At 63.9% G+C, this 14,892-nt stretch carries 14 protein-coding genes; 8 read left to right on the top strand and 6 right to left on the bottom strand.

The window, feature by feature from the left end:
* Nucleotides 1-4 precede the first annotated feature (4 nt).
* Both G3N94_RS06935 and G3N94_RS06930 read right to left on the bottom strand, forming a co-directional pair.
* Nucleotides 5-1,162 carry an acyl-CoA dehydrogenase family protein gene (locus G3N94_RS06935; protein ID WP_205791434.1) on the bottom strand — a complete coding sequence of 386 codons (1,158 nt, stop codon included), beginning with the start codon at nt 1,160-1,162 and terminating at the stop codon, nt 5-7.
* A gap of 32 nt (nt 1,163-1,194) precedes the next feature.
* Entirely contained in the window at nt 1,195-2,040 is an 846-nt protein-coding gene (locus G3N94_RS06930) for a MaoC family dehydratase N-terminal domain-containing protein (protein WP_205791433.1), read from the bottom strand.
* 139 nt (nt 2,041-2,179) lie between these two features.
* On the opposite strand from G3N94_RS06930, the gene G3N94_RS06925 reads away from it, so the two are divergent.
* The gene (locus G3N94_RS06925; protein WP_205791553.1) at nt 2,180-3,133 is read left to right on the top strand and encodes a LysR substrate-binding domain-containing protein; all 954 of its coding nucleotides are present in this window, start codon (nt 2,180-2,182) and stop codon (nt 3,131-3,133) included.
* 63 nt (nt 3,134-3,196) lie between these two features.
* Here the strand turns inward: G3N94_RS06925 and G3N94_RS06920 are convergent, their stop codons facing one another.
* Nucleotides 3,197-4,129: a LysR substrate-binding domain-containing protein gene (locus tag G3N94_RS06920; protein WP_205791432.1), complete on the bottom strand. Its 933-nt coding sequence runs from the start codon at nt 4,127-4,129 to the stop codon at nt 3,197-3,199.
* A gap of 96 nt (nt 4,130-4,225) precedes the next feature.
* On the opposite strand from G3N94_RS06920, the gene G3N94_RS06915 reads away from it, so the two are divergent.
* The 4 genes from G3N94_RS06915 to G3N94_RS06900 all read left to right on the top strand — a co-directional run bounded on the left by G3N94_RS06915 (nt 4,226) and on the right by G3N94_RS06900 (nt 8,421).
* Nucleotides 4,226-4,762, top strand: coding sequence for a phosphonopyruvate decarboxylase (locus G3N94_RS06915; RefSeq protein ID WP_205791431.1), 537 nt, complete (start codon nt 4,226-4,228; stop codon nt 4,760-4,762).
* The gene (locus G3N94_RS06910; protein WP_205791430.1) at nt 4,762-5,355 is read left to right on the top strand and encodes a thiamine pyrophosphate-dependent enzyme; all 594 of its coding nucleotides are present in this window, start codon (nt 4,762-4,764) and stop codon (nt 5,353-5,355) included. Before G3N94_RS06915 ends, G3N94_RS06910 begins: the two co-directional genes overlap by 1 nt.
* A 125-nt stretch (nt 5,356-5,480) precedes the next feature.
* Entirely contained in the window at nt 5,481-6,959 is a 1,479-nt protein-coding gene (locus tag G3N94_RS06905; RefSeq protein WP_205791429.1) for an aldehyde dehydrogenase, read from the top strand.
* Between the two features lie 157 nt (nt 6,960-7,116).
* Nucleotides 7,117-8,421 carry an MFS family transporter gene (locus G3N94_RS06900; RefSeq protein WP_205791427.1) on the top strand — a complete coding sequence of 435 codons (1,305 nt, stop codon included), beginning with the start codon at nt 7,117-7,119 and terminating at the stop codon, nt 8,419-8,421.
* 214 nt (nt 8,422-8,635) lie between these two features.
* Here G3N94_RS06900 and G3N94_RS42905 read toward each other — a convergent pair whose 3' ends face one another.
* Entirely contained in the window at nt 8,636-8,770 is a 135-nt protein-coding gene (locus tag G3N94_RS42905) for a hypothetical protein (RefSeq protein ID WP_277398513.1), read from the bottom strand.
* Between the two features lie 457 nt (nt 8,771-9,227).
* Here G3N94_RS42905 and G3N94_RS06895 point away from each other — a divergent pair, with 457 nt between their 5' ends.
* Entirely contained in the window at nt 9,228-9,401 is a 174-nt protein-coding gene (locus tag G3N94_RS06895; RefSeq protein ID WP_205791569.1) for a hypothetical protein, read from the top strand.
* Between the two features lie 119 nt (nt 9,402-9,520).
* Here G3N94_RS06895 and G3N94_RS06890 read toward each other — a convergent pair whose 3' ends face one another.
* Nucleotides 9,521-10,426 (bottom strand): LysR substrate-binding domain-containing protein, encoded by a 906-nt coding sequence (locus tag G3N94_RS06890; protein ID WP_205791425.1) that lies wholly within the window; start codon nt 10,424-10,426, stop codon nt 9,521-9,523.
* Between the two features lie 96 nt (nt 10,427-10,522).
* Between G3N94_RS06890 and glaH the strand changes: the two genes are divergently transcribed.
* Nucleotides 10,523-11,440: a glutarate dioxygenase GlaH gene (gene glaH / locus G3N94_RS06885; RefSeq protein WP_205791423.1), complete on the top strand. Its 918-nt coding sequence runs from the start codon at nt 10,523-10,525 to the stop codon at nt 11,438-11,440.
* 52 nt (nt 11,441-11,492) lie between these two features.
* Here glaH and G3N94_RS06880 read toward each other — a convergent pair whose 3' ends face one another.
* Entirely contained in the window at nt 11,493-12,389 is an 897-nt protein-coding gene (locus tag G3N94_RS06880) for a LysR family transcriptional regulator (RefSeq protein ID WP_205791421.1), read from the bottom strand.
* Between the two features lie 281 nt (nt 12,390-12,670).
* On the opposite strand from G3N94_RS06880, the gene G3N94_RS06875 reads away from it, so the two are divergent.
* Nucleotides 12,671-14,875: a TonB-dependent siderophore receptor gene (locus G3N94_RS06875; RefSeq protein WP_205791419.1), complete on the top strand. Its 2,205-nt coding sequence runs from the start codon at nt 12,671-12,673 to the stop codon at nt 14,873-14,875.
* Nucleotides 14,876-14,892 lie beyond the last annotated feature (17 nt).

The following is a 14,892-nucleotide window of genomic DNA, read 5'->3' as shown; positions in this document are numbered from 1 at the left end:
CTCATCAGAACGAGCGCGGGAGACCGAGTATGTGCTCGGCGACGTACGACAGGATCAGGTTCGTCGAGATCGGGGCGACCTGGTAGAGGCGCGTCTCGCGGAACTTGCGCTCGACGTCGTATTCGCACGCAAAGCCGAAGCCGCCGTGGAACTGCAGGCATGCGTCCGCAGCTTCCCACGACGCGTCGGCGGCGAGCAGCTTTGCCATGTTCGCCTGCGCGCCGCACGGCTCGTGCGCATCGAACCGGCGCGCGGCCTCGAAGCGCATCAGGCTCGCAGCCTCGACGTTGATATACGAGCGTGCGATCGGGAACTGCACACCCTGGTTCTGGCCGATCGGGCGGCCGAACACGACACGGTCCTTCACGTATTGCGATACCTTGTCGACGAACCAGTAGCCATCGCCGATGCACTCGGCCGCGATCAGCGTGCGTTCCGCGTTCAGGCCGTCCAGGATGTACTTGAAGCCTTGACCTTCTTCGCCGATCAGGTTCTCGGCAGGGATTTCGAGGTTGTCGAAGAACAGTTCGTTGGTTTCGTGGTTGACCATGTTCGGAATCGGGCGCACGGTCATGCCGTTGCCGATCGCGTGATGAAGATCGACGATGAAGATCGACATCCCTTCACTTTTCTTCGTCACGTCCGCCAGCGGGGTGGTGCGTGCGAGCAGGATCATCAGATCGGAATGCTGGACGCGCGAGATCCAGACCTTCTGGCCGTTGATCACGTAACGGTCGCCCTTGCGCACCGCGGTCGTCTTGATCTTCGTCGTATCGGTGCCGGTGGTCGGTTCGGTCACGCCCATCGATTGCAGACGCAGCTCGCCGCTCGCGATCTTCGGAAGGTACTGCTGCTTCTGTGCGGCCGACCCGTGGCGCAGCAGCGTGCCCATGTTGTACATCTGGCCGTGGCACGCGCCGGAATTGCCGCCGGCCCGGTTGATCTCTTCCATGATCACCGATGCTTCGGTCAGCCCGAGCCCCGAGCCGCCATACTCCTGAGGAATCAGCGCGGCCAGCCAGCCGGCCTTAGTCAGCGCGTCGACGAACGCTTCCGGGTAGCCGCGTTCTTCGTCGATCTTGCGGAAATATTCCGCGGAAAACTCGCCACAGAGGTCGCGAACGGCTTCACGAATGTCCTGGTAGGCGTCGGTATGATTCATGGCGTGTGTATCGAGGTAATAGTCAGAAAGGGTCAGGCAAGGGTCGCGCGGGCGGACATGGTCAGCCAGCCGTCCTGGTCCTTCGCCCAAAGGTCGATCGTCTTGCCGTCGTCGGCAAGATGGCCGCAGACGCTGAACGTGTTGCCGACGAACGTCGGCCGCACCGCGCGGTAGGCGTATTCGCGGATGGTTGCGCCCGGCAGCGAGCGCGGGACGAGGTCGAGCAGCAGCGTCGCGATCAGCGGTCCGTGTACGACGAGGTCCGGATAGCCTTCGACTTCGCGCGCGTAGCTGCGGTCGTAATGGATTCGGTGGCCATTGAACGTCAGTGCCGAGTAGCGGAACAGCAGCACTTCGTCCGGTGTGATGTCGCGCTGCCACTGGGCGTCTTCAGGTGCGGCCTTGGGCGCAGGCGTAGCGGTACCGGGCTCGGCAGCGCCGCGATAGACAATGTCGTGTTCCTCCCGGATCGCGATCGACCCGCCGGATACGACCGTGTGCTCGACCGTCACGAAGCCCAGCCGGCCGCTGCGTCCTTCCTTGCGCTCGACCGACAGCACGCGGGACGTGCGCGTTGCGGTCCCGCCGATCGGCAGCGGGGCCTCGAACGTGACGCGGCCGCCCGCCCACATTCGTCGCGGAAGCCCGAGATCGGGGAGAAAGCCGCCCTTGCGCGGATGCCCGTCCTGGCCAAGCTCGGACTGCCGGGCAACCGACCAGAAGTAGAGCCAGTGCCAGAGCGGCGGCAGCGCGTCGCCGGCTGTGGGACGCGGGTCGTGGTCGAGCGTGGCCGCGAAGGCCGCGGCGCGGTCGACGGAAATCAGGTCGGTTGCGACCTGCGCGACGTCGTTGCCGACGTCGGAGCGGGGAGTGTTCATTGTCGCCTCCATCGCCGGCAATCCGGCTATTTGGATTCTGTTGGGGCGACTTTATGTGAAGCGACCGCGTAGCGGAAATACCGTTTGAATGTACCGGCCATAGGGGTATCCTATGACTTTCACGTTGCCTCTCCTTGCCATGGACATTCGCCAGCTCCGCTATTTTGTTAGCATCGTCGAGTACGGGAGCCTCGGCAAAGCAGCGGAAAAACTCTATGTCGCGCAACCGTCGCTAAGCCAGCAGATAGCGAGGCTCGAGGATGATCTCGGGGTTGCGCTGCTGGTACGCAGTCCGCAAGGGGTAAAACCGACCGTCGCGGGGAAGGCGCTTTACCGGCATGCGCGTGTCGTCCTCAAGCAGATGGAGCAACTGCGCCAGGAAGTGTGCGAGGGTGCGGGCGGCGAGTCGGGCACGGTTGCCGTCGGACTTCCGACGACAATGACGTCGATTCTCGCCGCGCCGCTGTTCGAGCGGGTGAGGAGCCGGTATCCGGGGATTCGGCTGCAGTTCGTCGAGAGCATGAGCGGGTTCATCAACGAGCTGCTTGCGAACGGGCGGCTCGATCTCGCGATCTTGTTCCGCGAGTCCAATACGACCGGGATCACCGCACAGCCGCTATTCGACGAAGTGCTGTATCTGCTCGGCGAGCCGGGCGGCGGCGTGTCACCGCGTTCGCGCACTTGCAGCCTCGGCGCGCTGGCGGGCGTGCCACTCGTTGCGCCCAGCGTGACAAACGGGCTGCGCCTGTTGCTCGAGCGCACGTTCGCGCGCGAGGACGTCCCGCTCAACATCATTGCCGATATCGATTCGCTGCCAACGCTGCTCGCGATCGCTCAATCGGGTGCCGCATGCACGATTCTGCCGGCATCGTCGATCATGTCGCGCGACGCATCGAGCCGCCCGAAATTGCGCCGTATTACCGATCCCGAGATTCAACGACCCGCGAGTCTGTGCTGGCCAAGCACGGTGCCGGTAAATTCGGCGGCGCTCGCGGTGCGGCGGACGATCGTCGAGCTCATCGACGAACAGGCGGCGACCGGTGCGTGGACCGGCATCACGTTACGTACGCAGCAGCAAGAATCGCCGGCGTGACGGGTTCCCTGGCACGGCTCATGGCCGTGTTCGACCAGCACCTGCTCACGCACAACGAGCGTGCTAGCTCGCGATCCAGCGAGCAGCGGGCCAATCGCCGCGTTCGACAGCGTGCTTCATTTCGAGGACCAGGATCGCCGACACGGCCCGTACCGCCATCGCGATCCGGCGCGTGTTCGGCAACGCAAGCACGATCGTGCGTTGCAGCTCCGCGTCGCTCAACGGTGACGCGCAAAGCTGCCGGCGCGCGACGTCCTCGGTGACTGCAATGCTTGGCAGGATCGTGTAGCCGTGCCCGTGCGCGACGAGGTTCTTCTGCACGCTCATTGCATTCGTTTCCACGACGACATTCAGTTTCGTCCCCGTGCCCGGGCAAGCCTGTTCGAGCATATTGCGCATGCCATGCGGCGAGCTCGGCAGGATCATCGGCCATGAGACGACATCGGCGAGCGCCACGGGCCGCTCCGGCGAAAGTTGCGAAGAAGGCGGGCCGACGACGCACAAACTCTCGGTGAGCAGCGGCTGTACCTGGACGGTCGGCGCCGCCTTCGGGTTATAAAGCAGCGTGGCGTCGACCTCGCCCGATTCGAGCCAGTCGCGCAGATGTCCCGCGTACCCGACCGAAATGCGGAAACTGACGGCTGGATGGCGCGCCTTCACCTCTGTCAGCAACGGACCCGCCAGCAGATCCGCCGTGCTCGGCAGCAGGCCGATCGTCACGATGCCGGAGATCTGCGCATCCGATGGCTGAATTTCCGAGCGCGCACGGTCGAGTTCGAGTAGCGCCCGCCTCGCGTGCTCGGCGAGTATCTCGCCCGATTCGGTCAGCTCCATCCCGTATCGGCCGCGCTCGAACAGTGAAATCCCGACGTCTTCCTCGAGCAGCTTCAGTTGCCGCGAAACCGCGGGTTGAACGATGTGCAGCACTTCCGCCGCACGGGTGACGCTGCCCGTTTCCGCGACGGCCAGCAGCGCACGCAGTTGCTTGATGTCCATGCCGATTTGTGATCCCGCAATCAGAAAACTCTATTTCTGGGTAGGTGTAATCGCAATTTATTATGCCTGAAACCACTTCGTGAAGGAGCGCAACCCATGAGCACTGCAACGGGACACACGCCGGCCTGGCAGGAGTCCATATTTTCGGTCCTGAAGGCCGGTGGCGTACGGCAAATTGCCTACGTGCCGGATGCCGGGCATACGCAGGTGATCCGCCGGGCGATTGCGGACGACGAGATCGAGGCGATCGCACTGACAACCGAGGAGGAGGGCGTCGCGCTGACGAGCGGCGCGTGGCTCGGCGGGCAGCGGGCGGTGCTGCTGATGCAGAGCAGCGGCGTCGGCAACTGCGTGAACATGTTCTCGCTGCTGCGCAGCTGCAATTTCCCGTTTTTCACGCTCGTGACGATGCGCGGCGAATATGCGGAGTTCAACCCGTGGCAGGGGCCGATGGGCAAGACGACGCAGGCCGCGCTCGAGCTGATGGGCATCACGGTGCTGCGCGCCGACCGCCTGGAGGACGTCGAGGAAATCGTCGGCGCGGGTTTCGATGCCGCGTTCGAAGCGGGCGAGCAGGTCGCCGTGCTGTTGTCGCAAAGCCTGATCGGCCGCAAGAAATGGGAGAGAAAGTAATGAGCGGGCAGAACACGAAGACGATCGAGCGACGCGCATTCGTCGCGAATCTGCTGGCTCGCGTGCCGGACGCGCTCGTCGTCACGGGCCTCGGATCGGCATCCTATGACGTATTCGCCGCCGGCGATCGCGACGGCAACTTCTATCTGTGGGGGGCGATGGGTGGCGCTGCCGCGCTCGGTCTCGGCGTCGCGCTCGCGCAACCGGAGAGGCAGGTCGTCGTCGTCACCGGCGACGGCGAACAGTTGATGGGGATCGGCACGCTCGGCACGATCGGCGCGAAGCAGCCGAAAAACCTGACGATCGTCGTGCTCGACAACGGTCACTACGGCGAGACGGGCATGCAGCAAAGCCATTCGAGCCTCGGCACGGATCTCGTCGCGGTCGCGAAAGGCTTCGGCCTTGCCGATTCGTTCGCGATCCGTGACGAACGGGAAGTCACGCAGATCGTCGAGCGCGTGACGGTGCGCGGCGGTCCGGTTTTCGCGCAGGTCCACATCCGCGCCGACGAGCCGCCGCGCGCGCTACCGCCGCGCGATGGCGTTCATGTCAAGAACCGTTTCCGCGCAGGCCTTGGCTTCGCGCCGTTCTGAGCCACGTCCAATCCATGCGCCGGATGCGAACGTATCCGGCGCATGCCGTTTTCATTCCGCGGTCCATTGCACGATGTGATCACGCACCGGCATGGAACGCAGACATCGACATCAACGAGCCGGTCATGCAACGCTACTTTCATTTTGTCGACGGCGAGCGGCGCGAGCCCGCGAGCGGTCAGTGGTTTCAAAGCGACAATCCGTTCACCGGCCAGCCGTGGGCCGAAATCGCGCGCGGCAACGAAGCTGACGCCGATCTCGCAGTGCGCGCCGCGCATCGTGCGTTCGTCTCGGGCGAGTGGCGGGACTTGTCTGCGAGCGCACGTGGACAATTGCTCTGCCGGCTCGCCGATCGCCTTGCCGACGAGGCTGCGCGTCTCGCCGAAGTCGAAGTGCGCGACAACGGCAAGCTGTATGCAGAGATGCACGCGCAACTCCAGTATCTGCCGCAGTGGTATCGCTACTACGGTGGCCTCGCGGACAAGATCCAGGGCGACGTCATTCCGCTCGACAAGAAGGGCTACTTCAATTTCACGCGACGCGAACCGCTCGGCGTCGTTGCGATCATCACGCCGTGGAATTCGCCGCTGATGCTGCTCGCATGGAAGCTCGCACCCGCACTCGCGGCAGGCTGCACGACGGTCATCAAGCCATCGGAGTTCACGTCCGCATCGACGCTCGAATTCGTCGAACTGCTGCACCAGGTCGGATTCCCGCGCGGTGTCGTCAACGTCGTGACAGGCTTCGGCAATGAAGTCGGAAGCGCACTCGTGTCGCATCCGCTCGTGCGCAAGGTCACGTTTACCGGCGCGGATTCGACCGGACGCCGAATCAATGAACAGGCCGCGCGCGATTTCAAGCATGTGAGCCTCGAGCTCGGCGGCAAGTCGCCGAACATCGTGTTCGACGATGCGAATCTCGACGACGCGGTGTACGGCGCAGTATCCGGGATTTTTGCGGCGACCGGGCAGACCTGCATCGCCGGCTCGCGGCTGCTCGTGCAGTCGAAGGTGCACGACGAGATCGTCGAGCGCGTTGTCGCGCTGGCGCGCACCGCACGGATGGGTAATCCGATGGATGCAGGCACGCAGGTCGGCCCGATCACGACGCGCCCGCAGTACGACAAGGTGCTGCACTACATCGACGTTGCACGTAGCGAAGGCGCAAGTCTCGCGCTCGGCGGGCGCGCGGCGACGCGCGCCGAGTGTGGCGACGGCTGGTTCGTCGAGCCGACGATCTTTACCGGCGTCAGAAACGACATGCGGATCGCGCAAGAGGAAGTATTCGGCCCTGTGCTCTCCGTTATCCGTTTCGATACGGATGACGAAGCGGTTGCGATTGCGAACGACGTGCGGTTCGGGCTCGGCGCCGGCGTGTGGACGAGCGACATCGGCCGGGCGTTCCGGATGTCGGAGCGCATCGAATCCGGCACCGTATGGGTGAATACCTATCGCGCGGTGAGCTACATGTCGCCGTTCGGCGGGTACAAGGATTCCGGCCTCGGCCGCGAGAACGGCATCGATGCAGTGCACGAATACCTGCAGACGAAGAGCGTGTGGATCAATACGGGCGCACCGACCGGCAATCCGTTCGTGCTGCGCTAGCACGTACGTCCCCGTGGGCGCGTGTTCTTGCGCGCCCGTCATCAGAGGCATTGGATGTCCCGACACGGCGACAGACCGGCGCGGGATATCGTGGTTGCTTGGCATGGGGCTGCAGTAAGTGCTGAAGCGCTAACTGCAGCCGACTCAGGAGACATCGATGAAATCCCATACCCTGCGGTCGGCCGCGACGGTCGCGTCCGCAGATACACGTCGGCGCATTCGCGCGATCGTCAGCGCGTCGTCCGGCAACCTGGTCGAGTGGTTCGATTTTTTCGTCTATTCGTTCTGTTCGCTGTACTTCGCACACGCGTTCTTTCCAACCGGTGACAGGACCACACAGTTGCTGAATACGGCCGGCGTGTTCGCGGCCGGCTTCCTGATGCGGCCGATTGGCGGCTGGCTGTTTGGCCGCATCGCGGACCGGCGCGGTCGCAAGCAGGCGATGGTCATCTCGGTGCTGATGATGTGCGGCGGGTCGCTTGCGATCGCCGTCCTGCCGACTTATGCGCAGATCGGCGCGCTTGCACCGGCGCTACTGATCGTTGCGCGCTGCATGCAAGGGTTGTCGGTGGGCGGCGAGTACGGGACGAGCGCGACCTACATGAGCGAGATCGCGGAGCCGGGCCGGCGTGGATTCTTCTCGTCGTTTCAATACGTGACGGTGATCGGCGGCCAGGTCGCCGCGCTCTTCGTCGTCGTGGTACTGCAGCAGGTGCTTTCCCACGACGAACTGAGCGCTTGGGGATGGCGCATTCCGTTCGGGCTCGGCGCGGTCGGCGCGGTCGTGTCCGTCTATCTGCGGCGCTCGCTTGACGAAACGACCAGCGAGCGCACACGCAATCGCGACGATGCCGGTTCGCTGACCGGGCTCGTCGGGCACCGCCGCGCATTGCTGACCGTGATCGGCTTCACGGCGGGCGGCTCGCTCGTGTTCTATACGTTCACGACCTACATGCAGAAGTATCTGGTGAATACGGTCGGCCTCCATGCGAATACCGCGAGCACGATCATGACGGCCGCGCTCGTGGTCTTCATGCTGATGCAGCCGGCATTCGGGGCGCTGTCCGACCGGATCGGCAGAAGGCGGTCGATGATGCTGTTCGGCCTGTTCACCACGTTTGGAACAGTGCCTTTCTTCATGCTGCTGAAGACGATTCACGAACCGGTTGCCGCATTCGTGCTGATCGTTGCCGCGCTCGCAGTGGTGAGCCTCTATACGTCGATCAGTGGCCTTGTGAAGGCGGAGTTGTTTCCGGCCGAAGTGCGTGCGCTCGGCGTCGGCCTGCCTTATGCGATCGCGAACGCCGTGTTCGGCGGATCAGCGGAATATGTCGCGCTGTCGCTGAAGGCGGCGGGCATCGAATCGTCGTTCTTCTGGTACGTCGCGATACTGAGCGCCATCGTGTTCATCGTGTCGCTTACGATGCGTGGTTTCGCAAGTGGCGGGTATTTGCGCGACTGATGCGCAGTGAGGCTAAACCACGTTCGACGAGATTTTCGACGCGGCGAATCCGTCACAGTGGTCACAACCGGGTGGGGCTTCCTGATGGCGCGATCTGCGCATCGACGTTTCGCGCTCGACTCTGTCCGGAAAATGCAAGCAGTCCGGTCGGCCCGCCGGCCATGCATGCGTGCAAGCGGGCGGCGCACGGTGCGCTGCCTCGGCGGCACCACCCTCACGGGCGCAGCAGGTCGAATCCGGCGAAGACCACCACGCCGCTGAGCGCGATCATCGCGACGGAGTGCTGGCCGAAATAGAGAATCGCGGCTGCAAGCCACGACGCAATGCAAAAGGCGCCAATGCGGGCCATCGTTGTACCTCAAAACTCGTCATGAACGTGGACTCGCGTCCGCCGGGCGCACTGTGCAGTGCGCAGTGCGATAAGACCCGACAGGGGAATCGCGCATCCGGATGCAGGGTGCCGCCCGTTCCGCGACCGGCATGCACGGGCACGGCCATTCATGCGTTTGCGGATGTCTCGACCCGAGGCCCGGCCTCGGGACGGGGACGGCAGCACGCATGGGCGTGCTGCGACCGTAGGACGGTCGTGGGTGCCGGCGGCGATCGCCAGGGCGACTCCGTTCGGAAGCCGGATCGCAAGATCGGCCGCGACAAACTGAATTTTACCAGTGAACACGGGGTCTGCCGTGCGGCGCGAAGGCGGCGGAACGCGAACAGTCGCTCAGGAAGACCGTCGGCACCGCGTTCGACGCAGCGTCAAGGGCATGTGAGCAGCCGGGCTCAAATTTCGTCCGATGAATGCCGTAATGCAGTTGCAAGGAAAACATTGCATCACCATCACGATTCGTTCATTCACCCGGACCGACACGATGCAGATCGAACTTTCCACGGCGACCGGTTCGCCAAAGGCGCCCTGCGGCCCGACCGCCGACACACTGGGCACCGCGCAGGCCGCCCCGGCACCTGCCGCAAGCTTGTGACCATGCTCAATGCCATGGTCAGAAACAACACGCCTTGGGATGCTTCACTTCATCGGGCTTGACTCGGAAGACGGTTACTCAGTCGGCGCATGCCGAAACAGCGTGGCCAACACGCCGTACTACCCCGACTCACGCTCGGCGTCGATCGTAACTTCCTTCACGAAAGCACGAACGGCCGGGGACGGCTCCCGGCGACGGTGTGCCAAAGCCAGATGAACGGAGAAAGCGAAGTCCGTGACAGGCGGGTAGCAAAGACCGCGCGGGCTGATACTCTTCATCGACTCGGGTATGACGGCAACACCATAGCCGGCGGAGGTCAGACTGATTGCGGACATGAAGTCCTTTACCCGATAGTCGAGGGAGGGCGTAAAGCCGCCGACCTTGCCGAGTGAAGACAATACCTCGCTGAACGCGTCGTCTTCGTCGAATTGCGGAGAAATGAAGGACTGGGCCTGCAGGTCTTGCGCGCGCAGCTTGCGTCGCGTCGCCAGCGGGTGGGACTCGGCCATTGCAACCACGAGGCGCTCGGTCTGGACGATCGTTGCAACGATTCCCGACGCGTAGCGCGGTCTGGGGCGCACGATGCCGACGTCGATTTCGCCGTTGTCCAACGCTTCGAGTTGCCGAGGCGTCGCCATCTCGGCAATGTCGACCCGCACATCGGGATGCGACAAGCGAAACTGGCGCAGCATCCCGGGCAGCACGCCATTGGTCACGCTCGACGCGACGAAGCCGATCCGGACAATGCCGGCCAGCCCCCTGGCTGCCAACCGTCCGACTTGTTCCGCACGGTCGATATGCCGTAATGCCGTCATTGCTTCGGCATGGAACAGGCGTCCCGCATCGGTGAGCGTCACCGGCTGACGCTTGTTCCGGTTCAGCAGCCGGACGCCGATGTCTTGTTCGAGGCGCTGAATCTGGGTGCTGAGCGCCGATTGAGCGACGTTCAACCGATCCGCGGCCTTCGCGAAGTGCAGCTCCTCCACCACGGTAGCGAAATATCTCAGCTGACGCGCGTCGATCATTTAATCTCCAAATGAGAACAAAGTTTCGAGATTGTGGTCTGGATGCTATCAGAGAAATCGGCTGAAATGAGGCGACTCGTCACCCTGGAGAACACCATGGAAGCGCTCGCCGACACCTTGCAACAACCGTCGTTTCGTTTGTCGCCACACCCGGATCACCATCGGATCGTGCATGTCACGGCCGATCGTCAGGCGCTCGCCGGATTCTTGCGGGACGTCAGGTCCATCGACGTGCAGAATCTGGAATACGTACCGTTCATGCGCTTCGCCCTTGCCGACTCGCTGATCCAGCGACTCGGCGACGAGTTCGCACGTATGTTGATCGAACTGGTCAAGGACCGTCGTCACGGCGGGTTCACCATCGGCCTGCAGGATCTTTCGCAGGATGCATCCGACTTCGTGAGGTTCGGTACGGCCATCGCCCATATCCTCGGCACGAGCAACCACGATGCGATGTCGGGCACCTATTACGCACGCTTTGTCGTGAAGCATACCGATGACAGCGATTCGTATCTTCGCCAGGCCTATCGCCTGTTCTCGATGCACGCCGACGGGACATTCGTCAGCGAGGCAACGGACTGGCTGTTGATGATGAAGTTCGCCGAGCGGAACGCGATTGGCGGCGAGTCGCGCTTTCTTCACCTCGACGATTGGCAGGAACGCGACCGGTTTGCGAAACACCCGCTGGGAGTCCATCCGTTCCTTTACAAGGCCCCGGGTTCGAAGAACGTATCCGAGAAGGTCGAACGCCCGGTCTTCTTCGAAAGCGAGTTCGGTTTGTCGATCTCCTTCATCGACCAGTTCGTGCAACCCGCCAATCGCGAAGAAGCGGCATTTCTGCGCGCACTGTCCGAATCGATGGAGGCGTCACCCGGTACGAAGGAGGTGACCTTGCCGGTTGGCGACTTGGTTGTGTTGAACAACTACTTTTACGTGCACGGGCGGGCGCCGTTTGAGAAAAATGAAGGGCTCTTCCGCGAACTGATGCGTCAGCGAGGCACGTTCGAACGATGATGCGACCCGCGCCGAACCGTGTATCACCGAAAGGCGGAACACGGTCCGGCAATCACGCTTGCGGCGCGATGTCGCCCGGTGCATCGCTTTCCGGCAGCAATGCCACGAAATTCCCCACAATGGAATCGGCCCCCGTGTCCCGCCACGTGAGGCCGACATCCCAGCGCGCATCGGCATCGCGGATGGGCAGGCACACGACCCTGTCGCCCGGTGAGTGCAGCGCCGATTCGTGCATGATCGACACCCCGAGCCCTGCACCGACCAGCGAGATGATCGTCAGCGACTCGTTCGCGTGCTGGACGAAGCTCGGCTCGAAGCGGCGCGATTCGCAAAAGCGCGCGATGTGATCGTGCAGGCCTGGTGCGCGCGAGCGCTGCAGCAGTAGAAACGGGAGCGTGCGCAGCGCTTGCGAGTCGAAACCCGTGATCGTGTCCGCGAGCGTGCGCGGTACGACCAGCGCGAGCCGGTCGGAGAGGAGGCGCCGGTGCGCGAGACCGGCCCGCACGGGTAGACGCACGAAACCCGCCTGAAGACTACCTTCGAGCAGCCGCTCCATCTGTTCGGCCGAAGACAGGTCATGCAGCGTGACCTCGACATCGGGAAAGCGCTCGCGGAAGCGCGGCAACACGCGCGACACCGTCTCCACTGTCGAGAAGCTGTAGCCGATGGCGAGCCGGCCGACTTCGCCGCGTGCGGCCCGCTTTCCCTGAGAGAGGACGCGTTCGGCCTGTTCCACCAGCGGTCGAGCTTCGCCGAGAAAATAGCGTCCCAGTTCGGTCAACTCCGTACCATGCCGGTCGCGCCGGAAAAGCGGCGCACCGAGATCATCTTCGAGTCGCTTGATCTGCTTCGTGAGCGCAGGCTGCGAGAGATTGAGCGCTTGCGAGGCGAAGCCGAAGTGCAGCGAGTTCGCGAGCGTGACGAACGATTTGAGTAGATGGAAGTTCATATCCGCGAGTTATCACCGCCAGGAAAACATGTCATTGGACCGCGCGGCGCGGCTATGGTCGAATCCTGGTTCGCGCAGTATAGCCGTCACTTTTACGTCGGAGTGCAATGCAATCGATATATTGCAAACGGTGATTTCGTTATTCCGGAAACCCGAATGCAGAAACGGTTGAACGCGTGTCGACGTAATCGTTCCGGTTTTCCGTCACGGGCAAATCAACCTGCAGGAAAGAAATGAAACGATATTCGGGGAGATCGCGCGCGGCATTCGCGCCACGCGTCATGGCCCGCCGATGGGGCCGGCCGGTGCGGCTCGGCGTCGGTCTCGGCATCACGCTTTTAGCGGCACAGGCCGCCGCGGCACCGGGCGACACACCTGCACTGGACGCCGATGCAGCAGGCAGCGCGACGCTGCCGACCGTTACGGTCAGCGGCGAACGCGGCAGCGCGTTTCGCGTGCGCAACGCATCGGTCGCAGGGCTCGACAACACGCCGCTGCGTGACATGCCGGCGTCGGTGAGCGTCGTCACGCGCGCGCAGCTCGACGATCAGCAGGCGAAGCAGCTGAGCGACGTCGTGCGCAACGATGCATCGGTCGTCAACGACTATGCGCCGGTCGGCTATTTCGAAGGTTTCGCGATCCGCGGCTTTCCGGTCGATCTCGCAAGCGCGATCCGGATCGACGGGCTGACCGTGTCCGGCGAGCAGAACGTGCCGCTCGAGAACAAGGAGCGCGTCGAGATCCTGAAGGGGCTCGCCGGCATCGACAGCGGCGTGGTCGCGCCCGGCGGCGTGATCAACTTCGTCACCAAGCGCTCCGCGAACGTCGCGAGCGTGACGGCGGGCGTCGACAGCCGCGGTTCGACGTCGGCGGCCGTCGATCTCGGCCGACGCTTCGGCCCCGACAATCAGTTCGGTTTCCGGATCAATGCCGCGAAGGAGAACATGCACTCGTACGTCGACGGGACGAACGGGCGGCGCACGTTCGGCTCGATCGCCGCCGACTGGGACATCAGCCCGCGCGCGAGCCTGCAGCTCAATGCGGAATTCCAGCAGTGGATCCAGCGTTCCGCGCCGGGATACCAGTTGCTCGGCGGCACCGTCGTGCCGTCCGTGAAGACGACGTCGAAGGCGCTCGGCACGCAGCCGTGGGCGAAGCCCCTGACGACCGACGCGCTGAACCTCAACGCGCGCTTCGACTACCAGTTCAACGACGACTGGAAGGCCTACGTGGCCGCGGGCCGCAGCCGCACGATGATCGACGACAACAGCGCGTTCGCCTACGGCTGCTCGTATGCGCCGAGCTGCGCGGCCGGTGCGACGTCGCCGTTCTTCTTCGGCGCGAACGGTGACTTCGACGTGTACGACTTCCGCAGCCCCGGCGAGTACCGGCGCAACGACGACCTGCGTGCCGTTACGACCGGCAGGTTCGCGACGGGGCCGTTGCGGCACGAGCTGACGCTCGGCGTGAGCGTGCAGCGGCGTGTCGTGCACATGGCCGATGCCGTGAACTACTATGTCGGCAGCGAGAACATCTACGGCCCGGACCAGACGTTCGCGCCGTCGCCGAACCAGCCGGGGCCGTCGTACCCGCAGCTCGACGCGTGGCAATACTCGGTGTTCGGCGTCGACCGCATCAGCATCGGCGAACACTGGCAGGTGCTCGCGGGCGGCAAGGAAGTGCTGCTGCGCCAGCGGAGCTGGGACAGTCTCGACGGCCCGCAGACCCGCACCGACAAGTCGGTGTTCCTGCCGCAGGTCGCGCTGGTCTACAAGCCGGTGAATGTGCTGTCGCTCTATGCGTCGTACAGCAAGGCGCTGTCGCTCGGCGACCAGGCGCCGGTGCGCGCGACCAACGCGTATGCATTCCTGCCACCCGTCGAATCGCACCAGATCGAGGTCGGTGCGAAATACGACTGGCTCGACCGGCTGAGCCTGACAGCCGCCGTGTTCTCAATCAACAAACCGTTCCAGTTCGCCGACCCGGACGCGTCGGGCACGACCTACACGTTCGTGCAGCGTGGCACGCAGCGGCACCAGGGGATCGAGCTCGGCGCGGCCGGGCGCGTCACCGAGCGGCTCGCGCTGACGGCCAGCGCGGCGGCGATCCGCGCCCGCGCGTACGACTCGGGTTCGTCGGCATACGAAGGGCACCAGATCATCAACGTGCCCGCGCTGCGCGCGTCGCTGTATGCGGACTACGCGGTGCCGGCTGTCGCAGGCCTGAACGTACTTGGCGGCGTCGAGTACAGCGCGGCCCGCAACGCGAACGAGGAAGGCACCGCGCGCGTGCCGTCGTGGTTCGTGTTCAACCTCGGCGCGCGCTATACGACGAAGATCGGCGGCCATCGCACGGTGCTGCGCGTGTCGGTGGACAACCTGTTCAACAAGTTCTACTGGCGCGACGCGGGCGAGCAGCAGGGCGATGCATACCTGTTCCCGGGCGCGCCGCGCACAGCGCGCCTGTCCGTGACCTACGACTTCTGAATGCGGCGTCGATCAGC

Origin of the sequence: Burkholderia sp. Ac-20353, from assembly GCF_017104785.1 — a bacterium.
GTDB lineage: Bacteria > Pseudomonadota > Gammaproteobacteria > Burkholderiales > Burkholderiaceae > Burkholderia.
This window is presented reverse-complemented; position numbering and strand designations above follow the sequence as displayed.

Excerpts from the sequence above, each read along its gene's own strand:
- G3N94_RS06935 (WP_205791434.1), bottom strand. The coding sequence starts at position 1,162 with ATGAATCATACCGACGCCTACCAGGACATTCGTGAAGCCGTTCGCGAC.
- G3N94_RS06930 (WP_205791433.1), bottom strand. The coding sequence starts at position 2,040 with ATGAACACTCCCCGCTCCGACGTCGGCAACGACGTCGCGCAGGTCGCA.
- G3N94_RS06925 (WP_205791553.1), top strand. The coding sequence starts at position 2,180 with ATGGACATTCGCCAGCTCCGCTATTTTGTTAGCATCGTCGAGTACGGG.
- G3N94_RS06920 (WP_205791432.1), bottom strand. The coding sequence starts at position 4,129 with ATGGACATCAAGCAACTGCGTGCGCTGCTGGCCGTCGCGGAAACGGGC.
- G3N94_RS06915 (WP_205791431.1), top strand. The coding sequence starts at position 4,226 with ATGAGCACTGCAACGGGACACACGCCGGCCTGGCAGGAGTCCATATTT.
- G3N94_RS06910 (WP_205791430.1), top strand. The coding sequence starts at position 4,762 with ATGAGCGGGCAGAACACGAAGACGATCGAGCGACGCGCATTCGTCGCG.
- G3N94_RS06905 (WP_205791429.1), top strand. The coding sequence starts at position 5,481 with ATGCAACGCTACTTTCATTTTGTCGACGGCGAGCGGCGCGAGCCCGCG.
- G3N94_RS06900 (WP_205791427.1), top strand. The coding sequence starts at position 7,117 with ATGAAATCCCATACCCTGCGGTCGGCCGCGACGGTCGCGTCCGCAGAT.
- G3N94_RS42905 (WP_277398513.1), bottom strand. The coding sequence starts at position 8,770 with ATGGCCCGCATTGGCGCCTTTTGCATTGCGTCGTGGCTTGCAGCCGCG.
- G3N94_RS06895 (WP_205791569.1), top strand. The coding sequence starts at position 9,228 with ATGCAGTTGCAAGGAAAACATTGCATCACCATCACGATTCGTTCATTC.
- G3N94_RS06890 (WP_205791425.1), bottom strand. The coding sequence starts at position 10,426 with ATGATCGACGCGCGTCAGCTGAGATATTTCGCTACCGTGGTGGAGGAG.
- glaH (WP_205791423.1), top strand. The coding sequence starts at position 10,523 with ATGGAAGCGCTCGCCGACACCTTGCAACAACCGTCGTTTCGTTTGTCG.
- G3N94_RS06880 (WP_205791421.1), bottom strand. The coding sequence starts at position 12,389 with ATGAACTTCCATCTACTCAAATCGTTCGTCACGCTCGCGAACTCGCTG.
- G3N94_RS06875 (WP_205791419.1), top strand. The coding sequence starts at position 12,671 with ATGGCCCGCCGATGGGGCCGGCCGGTGCGGCTCGGCGTCGGTCTCGGC.